The 21,260-nt window shown below is 43.9% G+C and carries 17 protein-coding genes; 12 read left to right on the forward strand and 5 right to left on the reverse strand.

Annotation, left to right across the window (positions count from 1 at the left end; translation table 11 throughout):
• Positions 1 to 31 precede the first annotated feature (31 nt).
• A complete protein-coding gene (gene carA / locus W293_RS0103210; protein WP_037026301.1) occupies positions 32 to 1,264 on the reverse strand; it encodes a glutamine-hydrolyzing carbamoyl-phosphate synthase small subunit in 1,233 nt (410 codons plus the stop codon).
• Positions 1,265 to 2,003: 739 nt separating this feature from the next.
• Between carA and W293_RS0103215 the strand changes: the two genes are divergently transcribed.
• Entirely contained in the window at positions 2,004 to 2,540 is a 537-nt protein-coding gene (locus tag W293_RS0103215) for a gamma carbonic anhydrase family protein (RefSeq protein ID WP_025651060.1), read from the forward strand.
• Positions 2,541 to 2,678: 138 nt separating this feature from the next.
• Here the strand turns inward: W293_RS0103215 and W293_RS0103220 are convergent, their stop codons facing one another.
• The gene (locus W293_RS0103220; RefSeq protein WP_025651062.1) at positions 2,679 to 3,128 is read right to left on the reverse strand and encodes a hypothetical protein; all 450 of its coding nucleotides are present in this window, start codon (positions 3,126 to 3,128) and stop codon (positions 2,679 to 2,681) included.
• Positions 3,129 to 3,321: 193 nt separating this feature from the next.
• Between W293_RS0103220 and W293_RS0103225 the strand changes: the two genes are divergently transcribed.
• The 3 genes from W293_RS0103225 (at position 3,322) to W293_RS0103235 (ending at position 5,562) form a co-directional block, all read left to right on the forward strand.
• Positions 3,322 to 4,023, forward strand: a complete 702-nt coding sequence (locus W293_RS0103225; RefSeq protein WP_025651063.1) for an HAD family hydrolase — start codon at positions 3,322 to 3,324, stop codon at positions 4,021 to 4,023.
• A gap of 116 nt (positions 4,024 to 4,139) precedes the next feature.
• Positions 4,140 to 5,235 (forward strand): peptide chain release factor 2 gene (prfB, locus tag W293_RS17315; RefSeq protein ID WP_101212133.1). Its coding sequence is split into 2 segments (ribosomal slippage): positions 4,140 to 4,211 and positions 4,213 to 5,235, totalling 1,095 coding nucleotides; the frame shifts between segments, so codons are not numbered across the junction.
• 42 nt (positions 5,236 to 5,277) lie between these two features.
• Complete coding sequence (locus W293_RS0103235; protein WP_025651065.1) at positions 5,278 to 5,562, forward strand: pyrimidine/purine nucleoside phosphorylase; 285 nt, start codon at positions 5,278 to 5,280, stop codon at positions 5,560 to 5,562.
• 244 nt (positions 5,563 to 5,806) lie between these two features.
• On the opposite strand, the gene W293_RS0103240 is transcribed toward W293_RS0103235, so the two are convergent.
• The gene (locus tag W293_RS0103240) at positions 5,807 to 6,259 is read right to left on the reverse strand and encodes a GNAT family N-acetyltransferase (protein ID WP_025651066.1); all 453 of its coding nucleotides are present in this window, start codon (positions 6,257 to 6,259) and stop codon (positions 5,807 to 5,809) included.
• Between the two features lie 180 nt (positions 6,260 to 6,439).
• On the opposite strand from W293_RS0103240, the gene W293_RS0103245 reads away from it, so the two are divergent.
• From W293_RS0103245 to W293_RS0103285, 8 genes are all read left to right on the forward strand, one after another.
• Entirely contained in the window at positions 6,440 to 7,582 is a 1,143-nt protein-coding gene (locus W293_RS0103245) for a DNA topoisomerase IB (RefSeq protein ID WP_025651067.1), read from the forward strand.
• Between the two features lie 323 nt (positions 7,583 to 7,905).
• A complete protein-coding gene (locus W293_RS0103250; RefSeq protein ID WP_025651068.1) occupies positions 7,906 to 9,609 on the forward strand; it encodes an AMP-binding protein in 1,704 nt (567 codons plus the stop codon).
• 100 nt (positions 9,610 to 9,709) lie between these two features.
• Positions 9,710 to 10,495 (forward strand): SDR family NAD(P)-dependent oxidoreductase, encoded by a 786-nt coding sequence (locus W293_RS0103255; RefSeq protein ID WP_025651069.1) that lies wholly within the window; start codon positions 9,710 to 9,712, stop codon positions 10,493 to 10,495.
• Positions 10,496 to 10,627: 132 nt separating this feature from the next.
• Positions 10,628 to 11,215: a L,D-transpeptidase family protein gene (locus tag W293_RS0103260; protein ID WP_025651070.1), complete on the forward strand. Its 588-nt coding sequence runs from the start codon at positions 10,628 to 10,630 to the stop codon at positions 11,213 to 11,215.
• A gap of 456 nt (positions 11,216 to 11,671) precedes the next feature.
• Complete coding sequence (gene clpB / locus W293_RS0103270; RefSeq protein ID WP_025651071.1) at positions 11,672 to 14,269, forward strand: ATP-dependent chaperone ClpB; 2,598 nt, start codon at positions 11,672 to 11,674, stop codon at positions 14,267 to 14,269.
• A gap of 332 nt (positions 14,270 to 14,601) precedes the next feature.
• A complete protein-coding gene (locus W293_RS0103275) occupies positions 14,602 to 15,855 on the forward strand; it encodes a PQQ-dependent sugar dehydrogenase (protein ID WP_198015411.1) in 1,254 nt (417 codons plus the stop codon).
• A gap of 319 nt (positions 15,856 to 16,174) precedes the next feature.
• Positions 16,175 to 17,824 carry a BCCT family transporter gene (locus tag W293_RS0103280; protein WP_025651073.1) on the forward strand — a complete coding sequence of 550 codons (1,650 nt, stop codon included), beginning with the start codon at positions 16,175 to 16,177 and terminating at the stop codon, positions 17,822 to 17,824.
• 250 nt (positions 17,825 to 18,074) lie between these two features.
• Entirely contained in the window at positions 18,075 to 19,730 is a 1,656-nt protein-coding gene (locus W293_RS0103285; protein WP_025651074.1) for a BCCT family transporter, read from the forward strand.
• 136 nt (positions 19,731 to 19,866) lie between these two features.
• On the opposite strand, the gene W293_RS16040 is transcribed toward W293_RS0103285, so the two are convergent.
• On the reverse strand, positions 19,867 to 20,796 hold the full coding sequence (locus W293_RS16040; protein ID WP_156915672.1) for an IS3 family transposase: 930 nt from the start codon (positions 20,794 to 20,796) through the stop codon (positions 19,867 to 19,869).
• Complete coding sequence (locus W293_RS0103295) at positions 20,700 to 21,215, reverse strand: helix-turn-helix domain-containing protein (RefSeq protein ID WP_025651076.1); 516 nt, start codon at positions 21,213 to 21,215, stop codon at positions 20,700 to 20,702. Before W293_RS0103295 ends, W293_RS16040 begins: the two co-directional genes overlap by 97 nt.
• Positions 21,216 to 21,260 lie beyond the last annotated feature (45 nt).

Below are 21,260 nucleotides of genomic sequence, written 5' to 3' on the forward strand. Positions count from 1 at the left end.
TTTTATTTACTTACAGCTAATTATTGATAACTTACGCTTTCGCTGCTGCCATCATCTCTGCAAACTTATCAAACAATGGCGCAGCATCATGCGGGCCAGGGCTGGCTTCTGGGTGACCTTGGAAGCTAAAGACCGGCTTATTAGTCAGCTCAATCCCTTGGTTAGTACCATCGAATAATGAGCGATGAGTCGATTTAACATTGGCAGGCAAGGTGTCTTCGTCAACCGCAAAACCGTGGTTTTGACTGGTAATCATCACCGTGCCAGTTGCCAAGTCTTGTACTGGATGGTTGGCACCGTGATGACCGGTTTTCATTTTAATAGTATTTGCACCGCTGGCTAGACCAATCAGCTGATGACCTAAGCAGATACCAAAAGTTGGAATTTCCGTTTCTTCAATGATGTGACGTACCGCATCGATGGCATAATCACAAGCAGCAGGGTCACCAGGACCGTTTGATAAGAAGATACCGTCTGGATTCATCGCTAGCACGTCAGCGATAGGCGTTTGTGCTGGTACAACGGTGACGTGACAACCACGGTCGACTAGCATACGTAAGATATTGGTTTTGGTACCAAAGTCATAAGCGATAACATTATATTTTGCTTCAACGTGCGTGCCCAAATGCTTAAAGAAGCCGCCCGTACCGCTATCATGGCTACCAGCTACATCACGATTAAGCAAGGTATCTGATAAATCCCAGCTACCAGCGGTCCACTCAAACGTCGTCGGCGTACAGCATTCTTTTGCTAAATCCATACCTTCAAGACCAGCGAACTCTTGCGCCAGTTTGATGGCTTGCTGTTCGTCTTCGCTGCTAATCGTGTCGCCGTTAGATGCGGTCATGATACAACCGTTTTGAGCGCCTTTATCACGTAGTAGGCGGGTCAACTGACGGGTATCTATATCAGCAATAGCGACCGTATCATGGCTCTGTAGATAATCACTCAACGATTCAGAGTTACGGAAATTTGAGGTAACCAGCGTTGCATCACGAATGATCAGGCCTTCTGCCCATACTTGGTGTCCATTACCAGACTCCGTATCTTCAGCATTGGTACCAGTATTACCAATGTGCGGATAGGTGAGGGTGACGAGCTGGCGCGCGTAGCTTGGGTCGGTCAGGATTTCTTGATACCCTGTCATGGCTGTATTAAAGACCACTTCACCGACACGATGACCAAGACTGCCGATACTCACACCGCGAAAGATCGTACCGTCTGCTAGTGCCAAAATTGCTTGTATTTCTGCCGATGAATTCAAGGGTTGCCTCCGCTGTTATTGGTGAGTGCCATCATGATTTGTGGGTGAAAATATTGACTTATAATCACTATTTATAGGGTTATAGCTGCTGTTAAAACCAGAATAAAAAAGGACTAAAGCCAAAATTTTTCCACAAAAAAGCGAGAAGACATTATCGATGGAAACTACAAAACTCACTAGGTAGTGAATAGGTAACTTGCATCATGTCCGCTCGCTTAGGCACAGATTTTGCGCATTATATACAATATCCGCTAAGATAGCCAGCCGATTCTCAAGGTTGATGACTGTGGCTTTGCTGATCGTAGTAAATAGCCGATATTAACTTAGCTAAAAGCCGATATCTGTATACTTGGGCTTTGTTTAAAATTTGCGTGACATGCATATGTATGGTCGTCTTTAAAGAACATGATTGCCTAAAATAAGAGCCATATAAAATAGCCTAAGTAATGTCGATAAATCATGCACTGCTGATATCCATTTTTCTTGCTTGCTGTGCCTACGCAGACAGAGGCTACAAAAAATCGATATCAGCAATACCGTCGCGTTTCTAGGATATTCTAACTATATATAAAATAGCCTAAGTTATAAAAATGAATTTTCGTGACTGATATAACCATAAATCTAATACTAAAAGAGCTAGATTTTCACAGGTAGCTTTGCCACAATGGACGGCGCTGTTATAAATATAGCTTTGAACCGAATATAATTATTAAAATACCCAATGTAACAAGGACCCGTTATGATTTACCAATATTTAGACAAAGTGCCTGAGTTTGCCGTTCCATTTAACGGTTGGGTGGCAGATACCGCACGTGTCATCGGCGATGTATATTTGGGTCATCAAGCCAGTGTTTGGTTTGGGGCGGTGATTCGCGGGGACAATGAGCGCATTCATATCGGTGATTATAGTAATGTGCAAGAAAACAGCGTCATTCATACCGATGCAGGCATCGAAGTAAAGATCGGCGATCATGTCACCATTGGTCATTTAGCGATGCTGCATGGCTGCGAAGTCGGTGATAATAGTCTCATTGGCATCGGTGCAGTTATTTTAAATAATGCCAAAATTGGTAAAAATTGTATCATTGGTGCCAAAGCGTTGGTCACTGAAGGCAAAGAGATTCCAGATAATTCTCTGGTAATGGGCGCACCTGCAAAAGTAGTCAAAACCTTGACCGATGAGCAAGCTGCCATGATGAAGTGGTCTGCGCTGCATTATAGCGAGCGTTGTCAGACATTTAAGACTGGCTTAAAAGAAATAGCCATGCCTGATTAATCAATATAAAAGTGAGCATTGATTTATCTTTAGATAATCGTTTTATAAGTGATAAGCAGATTGAGCGTTATTGATTTCTCATCCTTTATTGAAACGTTTTTTGAGCAAATAATTTTGGGGCAGAAGCTTTTATGTTATTTATGCCATTAGCATCATGATAAGCCAAATAACGGCAAAAATGATAATACCGATGATTATTCCACGAAAAACGTCATGGCGTATCGAGTAGTCGTTAAGATAAGCATTGTTGTTGCCAGTTTCATCATTATGCAAAGCATTGACGCTCTCGGCACCGGCGCTTTTGCCAACGATAAAGCCTATTAAAGCACCCAAAACCAACATAAACGGCGTAAATAACCAGAATATCTCGCCATTGCCCATGCCAGCAAGTGAGCGAATGACAACAATCGCAAGGTCGATAAGTAAGCCGCCAAAGCCATACATCAAGCCATTTAACAGCGCATAAAGCAGACGCTCTAAAGGCGATTGATAGCTTTTGCCTAACTGCCGTCGCCTAATTTCTCTGATGGAGCGGGCAGGGCGTCGCGGTCGATTAAACAAAGCAGTTTTATCATCAGGCGCTTTCATAAGGTTCTCTATTGTTATTATCAAGCAAGCTAAAGATAAGCTAATGAGATTTTAAAGTAAACAAGTTAGCATAATTTTGTTCGGTGAACAGTAGGCTTATAGAGAATTATCAGCACATTTTATATCCAATATTTTCTCTAAAATATTTTTCATTCAAAAAATCATTCCCTTAAAAAATCATAAGGCTCCAATTATGCAGGCAACTCAAGCACACACTGATGGAAAAGAATTGGCGTTATTCGATCTAGATCATACCTTGCTCGATGTCGATAGCGACTACCTATGGGGCGAATATATCGTCAAGCATAACCTCGTTGATGAAGCTGAATATCGTACAGCCAATCAAGCATTTTACGAACAGTACATCGAAGGCACGCTTGATGCGACCGAATATAATGAATTCGTCGCCCAGTTTTTGAGCAGTTTGCCGATGGATAGACTGCATGAGTTGCGAGAAGATTATATTAAGACTGAAATCGAGCCTCATATTCGTCCAAAAGCGATGGAGGCGCTCTGTCATCATGTCGAAAAAGGTCATGATGTGGTGATTATTTCGGCGACCAATGACTTTGTAGTGTCGGCTATCGCTAAACGTTTTGGTATTGAAGATGCCAATGTCTTGGCTACGCCTTTGGAAATCAAAGATCAGCGCTATACTGGTAAGCTGATGGACAAACCAAACTTTCAGGCAGGCAAGATATACCATCTCGATAAGTGGCTGAATAAAAAGCAACTGGCTGGCATAAAATTTGATAAAACCTATGCCTATTCAGATTCCAAAAATGATATTCCTTTGCTTGAATGGGCGGATGTGGCTATTTGCGTGTCCCCTGATGACGCGTTGCATGCGCATGCGTTAGCCCATCGCTGGGCAGTAGAGGATTGGTCAATTTAGCTGGTCTATGATTATTTAATATAAAGGCATTGATAATTAGTCAACTATTTATCGTCAATCTCATTTAAAATAGCGCCATATCAGTGAGATATTTATTTAAAAACACAGGAATACTTATGGAAATCAATCCGTATCAAGAACAAATCAAAGATCTATCTGAGCGCGGGCAGGATCTTCGGAGGTATCTTTGACTTCGATGGTAAGCAAGAACGCTTAGAAGAAGTCAATTTAGAATTAGAAAACCCCGAGCTATGGAATGATCCAGAGCGTGCAACCAAGATTAATAAAGAGAAAAGCCAGCTTGATGGGGTCATTGACGTGGTGGTCTCGCTTGAGACCACCTTAGAAGATGCGTCTGCCATGCTGGAGCTGGCGGTAGAAGCAGAAGACGAATCATTGCTTGCTGATGTACAAGCCGAGCTTGACGATGCGGAGAAGCGCGTTGCGGACTTAGAGTTCCGTCGCATGTTTAGTGGTGAGATGGATCCAAACAACTGCTACTTGGATATTCAATCGGGTAGTGGCGGCACGGAAGCGCAAGATTGGGCCGAGATGCTACTGCGCATGTATACGCGCTGGGCAGAGGCGCATGGCTTTAAAGTTGACGTGATTGAAGTATCTTCTGGTAGCGTTGCTGGGATTAAATCAGCCACGATTGAGATTAAAGGCGATTATGCCTTTGGTTGGTTACGGACCGAAATTGGCGTACATCGCTTAGTGCGTAAATCACCATTTGATAGTAACAACGGTCGCCATACCTCATTTGCCGCTGTTTTTGTCTCGCCTGAAATTGATGATAACGTTGAGATTGATATCAACCCAGCTGATTTGCGTATCGATACTTACCGTTCATCAGGCGCGGGTGGTCAGCACGTGAACACCACTGACTCTGCGGTGCGTATTACTCATGAGCCGAGTGGTGTGGTGGTGACTTGTCAGAACGAGCGTAGCCAACATGGCAACAAAGCGACGGCGATGAAGATGCTACGTGCCAAGCTTTATGAGCTTGAGATGCAAAAACGTATGGAGTCCCAACAAGCGGTCGAAGATGGTAAATCTGACGTCGGTTGGGGCAGTCAAATTCGCTCATATGTGCTGGATGACTCACGTATTAAAGACTTGCGTACTGGCGTTGAAACCTTTAACACCGGTGCAGTGCTAGATGGCGACCTTGATCAATTTATCGAAGCGAGCCTAAAAGCGGGATTGTAAAAAAACTTTCAAATATTACCTAAAACCTTATTAAGGAAAATTATGCCAAGCGTTAATAATTATTTTGATGATAAAGTCACTTCTATTGCTTTTCAAACCGCGACCAAGCCCGCTACCGTTGGCGTGATGGAAATTGGCGAGTATGAATTCGGTACTAGCGAATTTGAAACCATGAGTGTGGTGAGTGGTGCATTGACAGTTAAGCTACCAGAAAGCACTGAGTGGCAAACCTTTAATGCGGGCGAGCAGTTTACCGTTGAAGCCAATCAGAAATTCAATGTTAAAGTTGAAGTGGAAACTGCTTATTTATGTGTATATGGTAAATAAGCGATTTTAAAGTAGTAATATAATAATTAACGCCAAGTGTTTAACGCTTGGCGTTTTTTTATGGTTGAATTTTAAGATAAGTTTCAGTCGTAAGATATAGTCAGTGAAAAGTAATATCGAACCATCACGCACTGCTGATATCAATTTTTCTAGCTTGCTGTGCATGCGCAGACAGAGGCGACAAAAAATTTATATCAGCAATACCATGGCGTTTTTAAAATATTTTGACTATCTTTGTCAATCGTTATAATTTTTTACGATATTGCACCATGTCCGTTTGGGTGGCGATGGCATCATAGAGTTTGCGTGCTGTGGTGTTGCCTTCTTGCGTGGTCCAATAGACGCGGTTGCAATGTTGCTTATCAGCAAAATCATAAACCTGTTCAATCAGTGCGCGTCCTATGCCTTGCCCGCGCGCAGACTCACTAACATACAGATCCTCTAAGTAACAGCATTCGGTGGTATTCCATGTATTGGGATGTAGCACGACATGCGTGATACCTACCAGCGTTTCATCGACCCATGCCCCAAAGCCATAAATTGGCATATTGCTATCAAGCAGGTTGCGCCAAGTCTTTTCTGTGGTACTTGGTGGCAGACGAGTTTCATAAAAAATTAAATAACCTTGCCACAATTTTAACCAAGCATCGTAATCAGCTTTAGACAATGGGATTATTTTTATCGAAGTATTTTTCATGGGTGTTCACTTGATTTTGTTAATGGACAGACGTTCAATTATGACGCAATCAATCATAATTGATAACCCTTCTATACAGCATTTTTACATAGCGATTACACTTTATCCGTGGCAAGTAAACAGCAAAAATTCTCATAGTTAATTATGCTAAAACCACTATTATTTAAAAGTGTATTATTTATGACCAAAGCAGTTGCACAAACGACCTCAGAGGATATTCGTCACGATTATGAGCATTTAGCACGTCGGGCGAATTTGCGCTACGTCAGTGATAATGAACCGGGTTATAGTCGTCAGCGTTGGGGGCGCGGTTTTACTTACCGAGATGCTACTGGCAAGACGGTGAAAGACAAGGCTTTGCGCCAGCGTTTTGATGCCTTGGTCATTCCACCGATGTGGTCAGAGGTATGGATATGCCAAGATGATAAGGGTCATCTGCAGTCGACCGGTCGTGATGGCAAAGCGCGCAAGCAATACTTATATCATCCTGAGTGGGATACGGTACGTGACCAAGCCAAGTTCGATGCGATGATAGGTTTTGCGGAGGCATTGCCAAACCTACGTGCGCAAGTCGAAGAAGACTTAGAAGCAGCGCCGCTATCACGCGCCAATGTACTGGCTGCCGTGGTTAAATTGCTTGAGACGACGTTAATTCGAATCGGTAATAGCCGCTATGCGAAGATGAATAAAAGCTACGGTCTCAGTACATTGCGTAGCAAACATGTGAGCGAGATAGACGATGGCTTGGCATTCGATTTCGTCGGAAAAAGTGCCAAAGCCCATCATATCGAATTGCAGGATGAGCGTTTGATTGAGATTGTACAAGCGTGTTCTGAGCTGCCCGGTTATCAAATTTTTAAATACTTAGATGATAATGGTCATAAGCAAGTCGTCGATAGTGCCGATATCAATGATTATTTGCGTAAGCACCTTTGCACTGATGCCAGCAATAATAAAAGCGATCATTTATATAGTGGCAATCTGTATAGTGCCAAGGATTTTCGTACTTGGATGGCCAGTGTATTGGCTGCCAGTCATCTGTATGACGAGCTTGAAGCCGCCAGTGGCAAAGAGATATTGACTAGCGAGCCGGACAGTCGGACGCGCCAACAGTTGGTCACTGATATGGTTAAAGAAGTGGCAGATGAGCTTGGCAATACTCCAAGCGTGTGCCGAGCATCCTATATTCACCCTGTTATTATTGAACGGTTTTTGGCAGGTCAGTTTTTTGAGCCCTATAAACAAGCGCGCCGTGGACGCACTCGAAAGTATCAAAGCTGTGAAGAAAAAGCACTGCTGGGCTTTTTGAGTACATTCGATTAAGCGTACTTGACTAAGCGCACTAGAGTAACTGCGTTAGAAAATAAGAGGCTTATAAAATAAAGGCCTCGGGAATAGTTGCTTTATAAAGTAAGCACATTAGAAGAATATATAGCAGTCTAACAACTGCTAATAGTAAGATAATTATCTGGACTCAGATATTTATAAATGATACGTTATGTATTGAATTAGATGTTAACGTGCTTTTTTAACAGACCCTAATGATTAACGCCCAATTTTATCAAGTAACACAGTCTATAGGATATCGACTGTTGTGATAGCAATTGATGTTTTCAGCTCGATCTCCACCGCTAAAGGATTAGCCCATGAATACCTCATCTACACAAACCGCGCACGCTACAGCGGATACTTCTAAAACACCCATCAATTATAGTGATTATTATAATAACTTCGAGATGAATGCGTTGTTAGAGGAAATATTTGGCGCGCATTTGGATGATCGATTAAATGCTTACATGGCTTGCTGTGGTCGCCATGTGCGTGACGGTCGCGCGGACAATACGGCCTTAGTCCATGAAGATACTAGCGGTAACATAACGCGCATGAGCTTTGGCGAGTTGGATGAAGCGAGTGCGCAAGTTGCCAATTTATTATTGTCCTATGGTGTAAAAGCCGGTGACCAAGTCGCCACCATGCTACCGCGCACGCCTGAATTACTAACGGTTGTATTAGCGACATGGCGCATTGGGGCAGTGTACCAGCCGCTATTTACCGCTTTTGGTTACGATTCGATTAAGTACCGTATGGATAAGGCCAATACCAAGGTGGTATTTACCAATCAGGAAAATCGTGGCAAGTTTGAAGATTTGGCCAAACAAGCCAAAATGGTACTTATTGGCAGTATTCATGATAGCGACGCTTGGGGTGATGACAATTATCACGAGATGAGGGTGACGCAGCCGCAAGCGATAGAAGCTGTTTTGCTAGATACGGATGCACCATTCTTGCAAATGTTTACTTCAGGTACGGTGGGCAAGTCAAAAGGCGTTAGTGTGCCATTAGCGGCGTTGCCTGCTTTTTATCTATATATGCGTTATGCGATTGATCTGCGCGAGACTGATAATTACTGGAACATGGCAGACCCCGGCTGGGCATATGGGCTATATTATGCGATTACTGGGCCTTTATTATTAGGGGTCACGACCTACTTTAACGAAGCAGGCTTTGATGCGACCAATACCCGCGACTTTATGGTGCGCCATAAGATTACCAATCTAGCGTCATCGCCAACGGCTTTTCGGATGATGAAATCGAGTGGTGTTTTTGATGCATCGTCCGCAAATGACGATAACGCCTTGTCTCTACGCTGCGCTAACTCGGCAGGGGAGACGCTGAATACTGAAGTAGTAAGTTGGGTGGAAAGTCATTTGGGCTGTCAGGTTTGCGATCAATATGGGCAGACAGAGACCGGCATGACCTGCTGCGAGCATCATGCTTTGGCGCATGAATGTCCAGTCGGCTCGATGGGCATGGCGTTACCGGGGCATACGCTGGTAGTGCTCGATGATGATATGCAAGTATTGCCCGATGGTGAGCAAGGACAATTGGCAGTCGTGGTCAGTCAGTCGCCTGCGTTTTATTTCCGAGGCTATAGTTGGAATGAAAAACAAGCGTTTTTTGAAGATTACTATTTGACAGGCGACGTGGTCGAGCGTCATAGTGACGGCAGCTATTGGTTTTCAGGACGTGATGATGACATCATTATCACGGCAGGCTATCGGGTCGGTCCTACCGATGTCGAAAACACTGTGCTCGAGCACGCAGCGGTCGCGGAGTCTGCTGCCGTTGGTATACCTGATGAGGTGCGTGGGCATACGATTAAGTCCTATGTGGTACTCAAAGATGGCATCGAGGGCTCTGAAGAGATTGCTCAGCAAATCAAAGACTTGGTACGCAAACGTTTATCGACTCACGCTTATCCGCGGGAAGTTGAATTTGTGAGTGCACTACCAAAAACACCAAGCGGTAAAATTCAGCGCTTTTTGCTGCGTAGCCTGTCTGCAGATTGAAGCCTCTTGGTCCAGAGTAGGGGCGCAGAGCAGTTATAAAAAGAGCAGTTATAAAAACGTTAAACATCAACATCAAACAAAAATTTATTAAGGGAATAATATGCAGATTAAAGAAAATAGCTTTTTGGTCACCGGCGGTGCATCAGGATTGGGTGAAGCCGTGGTTCGCGCTATCGTCGCTCAAGGTGGCAAGGTCGTCATCGCTGATTTGAATGAAACAGTAGGGTCAGCGCTAGTAGCTGAGCTGGGCGATAATACGCGTTTTGTTCGTTGTGATGTGACCAGTGGTGATGAGGTGCAAGCGGCGGTAGATACAGCAGAAAAAGAGTTTGGTGGTCTGCAAGGTTCTATTAACTGTGCAGGTATTGCCGTGGTGCAAAAGCTACTGGATCGTGAAAACAATCCTGCTGATCTCGATCAGTTCAGTCGCGGTGTTATAATTAATCAAGTGGGCTCGTTCAATGTTGCACGTTTAGTAGCAGCTAGTATTGCTAAGCGCGTAGCAGCGAATGTGAACCCTGATAGTGAGCAGAACGCGGACAATGGTATCATTATCAATACTGCTTCTATCGCTGCTTTTGATGGGCAAGTCGGGCAAGCCAGTTATGCCTCATCTAAAGCTGGCGTTGTCGGTATGATGCTGCCATTAGCTCGTGAGCTGACTCGTCATGGCATTCGCGTGATGACGATTGCACCGGGTGTCTTTGCCACCCCAATGATGGAGAGCTTACCGGAAAAAGCACGCACGCAATTAGAATCAGCCGTTCCTTATCCTAAGCGCCTAGGAGCACCGAATGAGTTTGCCAAACTGGTGACCCATATTATTGATAATGCCTACCTAAATGGTGAAGTGATTCGTCTTGATGGTGCCATTCGTATGGTTTAGTTTGACAACTGCCAGAACACGTTGTTATCTTATTCATCATTTTTGCACAAAACCTGATCATTAAATATGACATAGTGCTTTGATATATTATGACTCGTTGCTATCAAGCATTGCTTATAAGGACCAAAGCCTATGTCATTTTTCTCTTTCAGTCTTAGCACCAAATCTCGTTGGTTGTTTATTGCGATAGGACTTGGTCTGACTGCCATTATTAGTACCAGTGCGATAGGCTATGTCAAAACCTCCTCGCAGGCAAAAAACGCGGTTGATAAAGGTCAGTCTATTCCTAGCACGCTCATTGTCGATAAGGTCTTTGTTGACAAGTCTGAGCGCATTTTAAAGTTATTAAGCAAAGATACCGTGGTCAAATCCTATCGCATTGCATTGGGTGACAGCCCGATAGGACATAAGCAACAACAAGGGGATCAGCGCACACCAGTAGGCTACTATACCTTAGATTATAAAAATGAAAACTCAATAGCCCATCGCTCCATCCATGTCAGCTACCCAAATGCGGCAGATAAAGCACAGGCTAAGTCTCGCGGCGTCAATCCAGGTGGCGACATTATGATTCATGGGCAAATGAATGGCTTTGGTCATTTAGCCGGGCTCAATCAACAACGCGATTGGACAGATGGCTGCATCGCCGTCACTAATGATGAGATGGATGAAATCATGGCGGCTGTGAAAGTAGGCACCGCGATTGAAATTGTTGAATAAGCCACTTTTAAGGTTTATGTATACTTAATGCTTGCTGAGTTGATTAGCTTTTTAGATATTTTGTAATAACCGCATATTTTTTTCGACGATTTATTCACACTCCTAAACTATTCCTCTCTCTTTTTCACAAACTTAACACTACCTATTTTTCTTTCCTATATTCCCTTGAAATAGCTCATCAATGTGCCTATTAATGCCTTATCGTCATATCATTGTTATAAGTAAGGTTTATATTAATCAGGTGCAATGCGCACTGCTTGCTATTGGCTTGTTATTGATAGGAGCTGATATTGATAAGCCATTATTGATTGTTGATAACCGTTAAATTGATATTGAAATATTACTCAACAAACCTGATATAGATAACAACGAAAAGCTTGGGCATTGTTTGATACTTATAAAAAGCCGCAGCTACTATCAGATATAAAATATTATTAATTCTAAAAGGACACCAATATGAGGTTCGAAAAATTTACCCAAAAATTGCAATCTGCGATTCAAGAAGCCCAAAGTTTGGCGCTAGGGCGCGACCATACAGGAATTGATCCTGTGCATTTGCTTGCCGTGTTGCTGCAAGACGAGTCTAACTTGTCTATCTGCCAGCAAGCGGGCGCGTCTATTCCTGCGCTAAAAAATGGCGTGGCAAAGGCGCTTGATAATCAAGCGACGATTAGCGAACCAACAGGTGACGTTAATTTGAACCCTAATTCGGTCAAAATTTTGAATTTGGCCGATCGCCAAGCGCAAAAAGAAGGCGACGATTTTATTGCCACTGAATGGGTGATATTAGCACTCGCTGAACAAGGCGAAACCAAAAAAATATTTGAAAGCGCTGGCGTGACGGCAGCCAAATTAAAAGCCGTTATTGAACAATTACGTGGTGATGAAACCGTGAACAATCAAAACGCGGAAGATCAACGTGACGCGCTGAATAAATATACGATTAACTTAACTGAGCAGGCGGAGCTTGGCAAACTGGATCCAGTCATTGGTCGTGACGAAGAGATTCGCCGCACCATTCAAGTACTGTCACGTCGGACTAAAAATAATCCAGTACTTATCGGTGAGCCGGGTGTGGGTAAAACCGCTATCGTCGAAGGCTTAGCACAAAAAATCATCAATGGTGATGTACCAGAAGGGTTGCGCCGTAAAGAAGTACTGTCATTAGACTTAGGTGCGCTTATTGCCGGCGCAAAATTTCGTGGTGAGTTTGAAGAACGCCTCAAAAGCGTATTGAGTGATTTGGCCAAGCAAGAAGGCAATGTCATCTTATTTATCGATGAGCTACATACCATGGTTGGCGCGGGTAAATCAGAAGGTGCGATGGATGCGGGTAATATGCTAAAGCCTGCGCTAGCCCGTGGTGAGCTGCATTGCGTCGGTGCGACGACTTTGGACGAGTATCGCAAGTATATCGAAAAAGATGCCGCGCTTGAACGTCGCTTCCAAAAAGTATTGGTCGATGAGCCAACGGTCGAGGATACCATTGCGATTTTGCGTGGCCTCAAAGAGCGTTACGAGCTGCATCATGGGGTCGATATTCAAGACAGTGCGATTATTGCTGCCGCACGCATGAGCCATCGCTATATTACTGACCGCAAGCTGCCGGATAAGGCGATTGATTTAATCGACGAAGCTGCCAGTCGTCTGCGTATGGAGATGGACAGCAAGCCTGAGTCACTTGGCAAGCTTGATAGCCGTTTGATTCAGTTAAAAATGCAGCGTGAAGTGCTCAAAAATGAAGAAGACGCTGGCGCGCAAGCCGAGCGTAAAGTACTTGATGCACAAATAGAAGAGTTAGAAAAAGAGTACGCCGATCTCAATGAGATTTGGCAAGCAGAAAAAGCGCTGGTCAAAGGCAGTCAGCAGCTAAAAGACGAGCTAGACAAAGCGCGTATCGCCTATGATAAAGCCAGCCGCGAGGGCGATTATGAGACCATGAGTAAGCTGCAGTATGAGACCATTCCGCAGTTAGAGCGCCGAATTCATGAGTCGGACTTGGCTGAGCAAAAAGAGCAGACTGGTGAAAATAGTGGGGTAAAACTACTACGTAACAAGGTCACGGATAATGAAATTGCCGAAGTGGTTGCCGCCGCCACGGGCATTCCGGTCAGTAAAATGATGCAAGGCGAGCGTGACAAAATGCTGGCGATGGAAGAGAAACTCCACGAGCGCGTCATCGGTCAAGATGAAGCAGTCGAAGCGGTCGCCAATGCCGTGCGTCGTAGCCGTGCGGGCTTGTCGGATCCGAATCGACCATCTGGTTCGTTCTTGTTCCTTGGGCCTACTGGTGTCGGTAAAACCGAGCTGACCAAATCATTGGCGAACTTCTTATTCGACTCTGAAGATGCGATTGTTCGTATCGATATGAGTGAGTATATGGAGAAGCACAGCGTCAGTCGCTTAGTGGGTGCGCCTCCAGGTTATGTTGGCTATGAAGAAGGTGGCGCGTTGACCGAAGCGGTACGTCGTAAGCCCTATAGCGTGATATTGTTTGATGAAGTCGAAAAAGCGCACCCTGATGTGTTCAATATCTTGCTACAAGTGTTGGATGATGGTCGTTTGACCGATTCGCAAGGTCGCGTGGTGGACTTTAAAAACACCGTTATTATCATGACCAGTAACCTAGGCTCGCATAAAATTCAAGAGATGGTTGGCGAAAGCTACGACGATATCAAAGCGGAGGTCATGGATTCTGTCGGTCAGCATTTCCGTCCAGAGTTCGTCAACCGTATTGATGAGATTGTGGTTTTCCATCCGCTCGGTATGTCGCAAATGGCAGGTATTGCTGACATTCAATTGGATCGATTACGTCAGCGTTTGCATGAGCGCGAGATGGACATCGAGCTATCCTCTGATGCGATGAACAAGCTGGTCGCCGTGGGTTATGACCCTGTGTATGGTGCGCGTCCGCTAAAACGTGCTATCCAGCAAGAGATCGAAAATCCGCTGTCATTAAAATTGCTGTCTGGTGACTTTGTCGCTGGCGATATCATCAAAGTCGATGTCGGCGCTGATGATAAGCTTACCTTTGATAAGCTTCGAATGAGCTAATAGTAAACGCTAAATAATTGTTGCTAAATGACGGTTATGCTTTAAAACCAACCCTTTATTTGTCTATTTTTTATATAGGCAGATAAGGGGTTTTTACTTTGCGCTCTATAATCATTTTACCGTTGTCATACTTTGATTATGTTATAACTATAGTCAAAATATCCTAAAAATACGATGGTATTGCTGATATCAATTTTTTGTCGCCTCTGTCCGCGCAGGCACAGCAAGCAAGAAAAATGGATATCAGCAGTGCGTGATGGTTCGATATTATTTTTCACGCACTATCACTTAAGCCCTAATAAAGCCAATATAACATTAAGGGAGATGACATCATGATGATGACCAATAAAAAATATATTAGCACGCCATTAATCTTGCCGTTAATCATAGCAGCCCTGCTATTTAGCGCCTCTGCGTGCTCAAACCCATCAGCAGTCAATACCGATGCAGATCTGACAGAGTACAAAGAAGGTCAGGCTTCTGCCAAAGATTCGGCAGCGAGCACTGAAAAACCTGCCTTTGCCACTAAGACTGTCGCTACCTTTAATGAACCATGGGCGATGACCGCGCTACCCAATACCAATGATGAGCCACCAACATTACTGGTTACCCAAAAGACCGGTGAGCTCTTCATGGTCGATACTGCTACCGGTACTAAAACCGAAGTAAGCGGTGTGCCGACCGTTGCGTATGGCGGGCAAGGCGGTCTAGGTGACATTATTCTAGCATCAGATTTTGCTACCAGTAATGTCATATATCTCAGTTATATTGAAAGCGGCACGGGCGCTGATGACAATAAATTTGGCGCGAAAGTGATTAGCGCTAAGCTCTCAGGTATAGGTAGCGCTGCTCCTAGTCTGCAATCTATTACCCCGATTTGGCAGCAGACGCCAAAGGTAAAAGGGCAGGGGCATTATAGTCACCGTTTGCTATTCTCTCCCGATGGTCGCTATCTCTATATCAGTTCAGGTGAGCGGCAAGAAAAAACGCCAGCGCAAGATATGAGCGTCAACTTGGGCAAAATCATTCGACTATACCCTGACGGTAGCGTACCCGCAGACAATCCATTCGCCAACGAAAATAAGGAAATTAAGGCACAGTTTTGGACAACTGGGCATCGTAACGTACTGGGTATGGCCTTTGATGACAGTGGTCGGCTGTGGGCAAATGAGATGGGGCCAAGAGGTGGTGATGAGTTTAATTTAATCGAAAAAGGCAATAACTATGGCTGGCCGCTGGTCTCTAACGGTCGTAATTATTCGGGTACAGACATTCCTGACCATGACACTCGGCCTGACTTGACTGCGCCCAAAGTGACTTGGACACCCGTCATCTCACCTTCTTCATTAAGTATATATTCAGCCGGGACTCATAATGATTTTCCAGCATGGCAAGGCAATGCGCTAATCAGCGGCCTGTCATCAAAAGCGCTCATCATAGTGAGTTTTGATGACAGCAACAGTGCCTCTGAACGTTACCGCTATGATATGGGGAAGCGTATTCGTAGTGTACTGAACGTGGATGGACAAGTCTGGTTATTAGAGGACGGCGATGCGGCTAAGTTACTGCAATTGCTACCTAAATAGTATATTGCTATAAAGAGTGAATGATAGCATTGTTAAAATTAATTCATAAATCTACATAAAGGGTACTGCGATTTTTACCATAAATCCAGCACCTTTTGTAGTTTTAAAGCTTAGAAAATGAATAGAGTAGATGGCTTTTATTTTACTCTAAACCAGAATTTTGACTTGTTACCATCTATACATCATATTTTTAGATAAGTTTAAGAATAGGAAAACATTAGAGCAAATAGGGTGTTTCTTGATGGCTATATTTTGTAATTATTTGATAATCAAAGGTTATTTTGTTAAGGTAGCAGCCCTTATATAACGAGATTAGCACATGGACGAAGTAAAAGTAGGTCGATTGGGTCCGTTTCCACGGGTCAGTAAACCTGTGTTTATAACCTCGACGTTGTTGATTGTCGGATTTATTATTTTTGGCGCTTTTTTTACGGAAGCTGCCGGCGCACTTTTTAGTTTTTTACAGAGCTTTATTACCGATAAGTTTGGTTGGCTATTTATTGTTTTGGTCAACGTGGCACTCGTTTTTTGTATCTATTTAGCCATGAGCCGTTACGGCGATATTCGCTTGGGTAAACAAACAGAACGTCCGCAATATAGCCTCATCTCTTGGATAGGGATGTTGTTTTCGGCGGGTATCGGTATTGGTTTGGTTTATTGGGGTACGGCTGAGCCGTTGTATCACTTTATGGCCCCACCACTTGGTGAAGCGGAGACAATAGAAGCGGCCAAACAAGCGATGAACATCTCGTTTTTACATTGGGGTTTACACGCTTGGGCGATTTATACCATCGTGGCATTGTCGTTGGCTTACTTTCATTTTCGCCGTGGTCTGCCATTATCGATTCGCTCGACGCTGTATCCGATATTGGGCCGCAAGATTTATGGTCCTTGGGGTCATACCGTTGATATTTTAGCAGTATTCGGTACGATGTTTGGGGTAGTGACTTCTTTGGGTTTAGGGGTGATGCAGATAAATTCTGGTCTGGAGAACTTGTTCGGTATTCCTAATAGTTTGGGCGTGCAATTTGCGATTATTGCATTTGTGACTGCCATGGCATGTATCTCTTTGATGCTGGGTCTTGATAAAGGCATCAAACGTCTAAGTGATATTAATATGGGACTGACGGGTATTCTGTTGGTCTTTATGGTGATTTTGGGTCCGACGCTATTTATCTTCGACAGTTTTATCGAAAATATCGGTAATTATCTAGGGTCGATTGTGACGTTATCGGCGTGGGGCGAAGCCTATAGCAATACCGATTGGCAAAGCGGCTGGACGATATTTTACTGGGCGTGGTGGGTAAGTTGGGCACCCTTTGTCGGCGTATTCATTGCCCGTATCAGTCGTGGTCGTACTATTCGTGAATTTGTCTTGGGAGTCTTATTAATCCCAATGACGATTTTATTCTTCTGGTTTACTACGTTTGGCGGTGTTGCTATCCATATGGAGCTATTGGCATCGATCAACCCTGACATGCTGAGTCCTGGACTGATTGAAGCAGTGCAAGCCGATACCGGTAGTGCGATCTTTAAACTGGTCGAATACTATCCACTGACAAAACCTGTGACCTTGCTGATTGTTATCATGATTGTATTATGGTTCGTCACGTCTTCTGATTCGGCAAGCTTTGTCATCGATATGTTGACGGCAGGCGGCGATACCAACCCGCCAAAGATTCAGCGCTTGTTTTGGGCGACGATGGAAGGGGTCATTGCTGCAATATTATTAGCAGCTGGTGGTTTGGGTGCGCTACAAGCCGCCGCTATCGTGGCAGGTTTGCCGTTTGCTCTGGTAGTCTTTGTCATGATGTATGCGCTGTTGCGTGGTTTAAGTCGCGATCGCTTGATTTTATATCGTGCGCAGCAATATTTCATCACCGAAGAGTCTGCTGATCATAACTCGGCTAATGAGTTCGTCGATGAGCATTTGCTAAAAGGTCCACCTAAAATTGCAAAGGGTGACTAGGGCATTAATGATATGCTGATTGTTGCTTGTTTTAATTAAGCCTGTTATCTGAGTCCTTAAGAAAGTTTTTAAAACAGGCTTTAAAAAAATATTTAAGACAAGCAACGATCAATTATTTACCGTAAAAAATCCTAAGATAAACCGATATCTTAGGATTTTTTGCTTTATAACAATAAATGGTTGTTAACCTAATTTGATAGTTCGTAAGTATCTTGTTAAGGTTGGCATCCTAAAAAATTGAGATTATTAAATGGATCACGTTAAAGTTGGCCGTCTGGGCCCTTTTCCACGGGTAAGTAAACCCGTGTTTTTAACCTCGGCGATTTTGATCGTCGCGTTCATTATTTTTGGTGCTTTTTTTAACGAGCAAGCAGAGCTGGTATTTAACCAAGCAAAAGCCTTTGTTTCTATGCGCTTTGGTTGGTTTTTTATTGTGGTGGTCAACTTAGCTCTGCTCATGAGTATTTATTTGATATTTAGCCGATACGGCGATATCAGGCTTGGGCACCAAACAGAGAAGCCAGAGTATAATTTAGTCTCTTGGATTGGGATGCTGTTTTCGGCAGGTATCGGTATTGGCTTGCTCTATTGGGGTACCGCTGAGCCGTTGTATCACTTTATGGCACCGCCATTGGGTGAAGCTGAAACCATTGCAGCGGCCAAACAAGCGATGAATATCTCATTCTTGCATTATGGCCTACACGTCTGGGCAATCTATGGCATTGTAGCCTTGGCTTTGGCGTATTTTCACTACCGTGTTGGCTTGCCATTAGCGATTCGCTCGACGCTGTATCCGTTAATCGGTAAAAAAATCTATGGTCCTATGGGGCATACAGTTGATACACTTGCGGTATTCGGTACCATGTTTGGCGTGGTGACTACCTTAGGTCTTGGGGTGCTGCAGATTAACTCCGGTCTTGAGACGCTATTCGGTATTCCGAATAACATTACCGTACAGATCATTTTGATTGCGTTCATTACTATGTTGGCAGGCATGTCGCTCTTGATGGGTCTTGATAAAGGTATCAAGCGCTTAAGTGACATCAATATTTTCTTCACAATTGTACTGTTAAGCTTTGTCATTATCTTAGGTCCCACGCAGTTTATTTTTAACAGCTTCGTTGAAAACATTGGTAATTACTTACATCAAGTGATTCCTTTGGGTCTGTGGACAGAGTCTTATGAAGGTCAAGAAAACTGGCAGTCATCATGGACAGTATTCTATTGGGCATGGTGGATTAGCTGGTCGCCATTCGTCGGTGTATTCGTCGCTCGTATCTCGCGTGGTCGTACCATTCGTGAGTTCATACTAGGCGTGTTATTAATCCCTATTACCATTTTATTCTTATGGTTCACCGCTTTTGGTGGTTCAGCGGTACATATGGAGCTGATGGCAGCGATTGATCCTAATATGGCCAGTCCTGGTCTGGTTGAAGCTGTGCAAGCAGATACGGGTAGTGCCATCTTTAAGCTAATGGAGTCTTATCCATTTACTTCAGCGCTTAACTTGTTGATTGTCGTGATGATTGTTCTTTGGTTCGTTACTTCGTCAGATTCAGCCAGTTTTGTCATTGATATGCTGACTTCAGGCGGCGATACCAATCCACCGAAGATTCAGCGTTTATTCTGGGCAGGGACAGAAGGTGTGATTGCGGCGGTATTGTTAGCGGCAGGCGGTTTGGGTGCGCTACAGGCAGCCTCTATTGTCTCAGGCTTTCCCTTTGCCGTTGTCATATTAATCATGATGTATTCACTACTGCGGGGATTGAGCCGCGATAGATTGATTTTGTATCGTCAGCAGCAGTGGTTCATCACCGAAGAATCGGCAGAGCATAACTCAGCCAATGAGTTCCGCGACGAAGGTTTACTGACAGGTCCACCAAAAATCATTGAGCCTAATGATTAATAGCCTAGCTATCTGCTAAAAGTACCATAAAACGTAAAAGTCCCAGCCTTGTGCTGGGACTTTTTATTCAGCTACTTTAATAAGGTCAATAAAAAACCCAAGCCTACTATGAACTGACCCCCGAAACTTGGACAGTTTAAGTTTGCACCAAGGACTGAGTTCTGTACTCCACAGGGCTCAGTCCTTTTAGTTTAAGCTGAATTCTCTCATGATTATAATAATGCATATACTCATGAATCTGTTTCTCTAAATCTTCAATGGTTTTCGGCTTCTTAATATAAATCGTCTCACACTTTAAAGACCCAAAGAAGCTTTCCATCAATGCATTATCTAAACAGTTCCCTTTTCGGCTCATACTTTGCTTAATGTTATTCTCTTTAAGCGTATTCGCAAACGCTTTCATCTGATAATGCCATCCTTGATCTGAATGCAGCGTGAGCTGCTCGGTGCGCTTTGTTGGTATGCCCTTAAGCGCACGATCAAGCATCTGTTTGACCAAGTCATAGACAGGTCGTTTTGATAATTCATAACTGATGATCTCATTATTAAAGCAGTCAAGTATCGGTGATAAATATAGCTTGTCATCGCCGACTTTAAATTCAGTAATGTCTGTCAGCCATCTGCGATTGGGCGCACCCGCCCGAAACTTGCGCTTGACTCTATTCTTAGCAATGACGCCACACGCTCCTTTATAGGATCGGTACCTTTGTCGTCTGATTCTCGCTGTCAGCTTAAGCTGTCCCATCAGCCGTGCAATCAGTTTGTGGTTATGAATGAGACCCTCATTCTTAAGGGTTTGGGTGATTCGACGGTAGCCATATCGACCTTTATGCTGATGATAGATATCACGGATGCGCTGTTTGAGTTCGGCGTATTTATCTTGACTACTAAGACTCGCCCTATGGTAGTAGAAACTACTCCGCGCAAGCTTTGCTATGCTGAGTAAGTCAGATAACGTGTGCTTTAGTCTCAATCCTTCGATGAGCCTTGCTTTGTCGCGGCGTGTTCCCTTTCCCGAAGCAAGGCATCGAGCTTTTTTAGATAGGCATTCTCCGCTCGTAGATATGCGTTTTCACGTTTGAGCTCTGCTAGTGTCTTTTCATTATCGGGTTTGTCTGTGATAGGAGAGGTCATGGGGTGACTACCTTTATATTTGGATGTGAGTCCAGACATACCATGGAGTCTGTAAGCTTTATGCCAGTGGCTAATAAGCGCAGGTGAGCTGATATTAAACCTAAGAGCGGTTTCAGATTGGCTTAATCCTTCTGCTAACATCACAGCGATCACTTTATACTTAAAGTCGCTACTGTATTTAGTTTTATTAGTCTTAGGTTTGATGGCGTCTATACCACTATGCTGATACTGCTGAACCCACTTAGATACCATTTTGTTATCAAGTCCAAACTTCTCACTTGTCGCACCGCTACTATGTCCTTGACGATAGTATGCTATGACTTTGATCTTAAAGTCTATGTCGTATTTCATAAAATAACCCCCAGAAGTTGTGTCCAACTTATGGGGGTCAGTTCA

It is taken from the genome of Psychrobacter sp. TB67 (genome assembly GCF_000511065.1).
Classification (GTDB): Bacteria; Pseudomonadota; Gammaproteobacteria; order Pseudomonadales; family Moraxellaceae; genus Psychrobacter; species Psychrobacter okhotskensis.

Bases quoted from the DNA above. Each gene is read 5' to 3' on its own strand.
- W293_RS0103215 (WP_025651060.1), top strand. From the start codon at position 2,004: ATGATTTACCAATATTTAGACAAAGTGCCTGAGTTTGCCGTTCCATTT.
- W293_RS0103220 (WP_025651062.1), bottom strand. From the start codon at position 3,128: ATGAAAGCGCCTGATGATAAAACTGCTTTGTTTAATCGACCGCGACGC.
- W293_RS0103225 (WP_025651063.1), top strand. From the start codon at position 3,322: ATGCAGGCAACTCAAGCACACACTGATGGAAAAGAATTGGCGTTATTC.
- W293_RS0103235 (WP_025651065.1), top strand. From the start codon at position 5,278: ATGCCAAGCGTTAATAATTATTTTGATGATAAAGTCACTTCTATTGCT.
- W293_RS0103240 (WP_025651066.1), bottom strand. From the start codon at position 6,259: ATGAAAAATACTTCGATAAAAATAATCCCATTGTCTAAAGCTGATTAC.
- W293_RS0103245 (WP_025651067.1), top strand. From the start codon at position 6,440: ATGACCAAAGCAGTTGCACAAACGACCTCAGAGGATATTCGTCACGAT.
- W293_RS0103250 (WP_025651068.1), top strand. From the start codon at position 7,906: ATGAATACCTCATCTACACAAACCGCGCACGCTACAGCGGATACTTCT.
- W293_RS0103255 (WP_025651069.1), top strand. From the start codon at position 9,710: ATGCAGATTAAAGAAAATAGCTTTTTGGTCACCGGCGGTGCATCAGGA.
- W293_RS0103260 (WP_025651070.1), top strand. From the start codon at position 10,628: ATGTCATTTTTCTCTTTCAGTCTTAGCACCAAATCTCGTTGGTTGTTT.
- clpB (WP_025651071.1), top strand. From the start codon at position 11,672: ATGAGGTTCGAAAAATTTACCCAAAAATTGCAATCTGCGATTCAAGAA.
- W293_RS0103275 (WP_198015411.1), top strand. From the start codon at position 14,602: ATGATGATGACCAATAAAAAATATATTAGCACGCCATTAATCTTGCCG.
- W293_RS0103280 (WP_025651073.1), top strand. From the start codon at position 16,175: ATGGACGAAGTAAAAGTAGGTCGATTGGGTCCGTTTCCACGGGTCAGT.
- W293_RS0103285 (WP_025651074.1), top strand. From the start codon at position 18,075: ATGGATCACGTTAAAGTTGGCCGTCTGGGCCCTTTTCCACGGGTAAGT.
- W293_RS0103295 (WP_025651076.1), bottom strand. From the start codon at position 21,215: ATGAAATACGACATAGACTTTAAGATCAAAGTCATAGCATACTATCGT.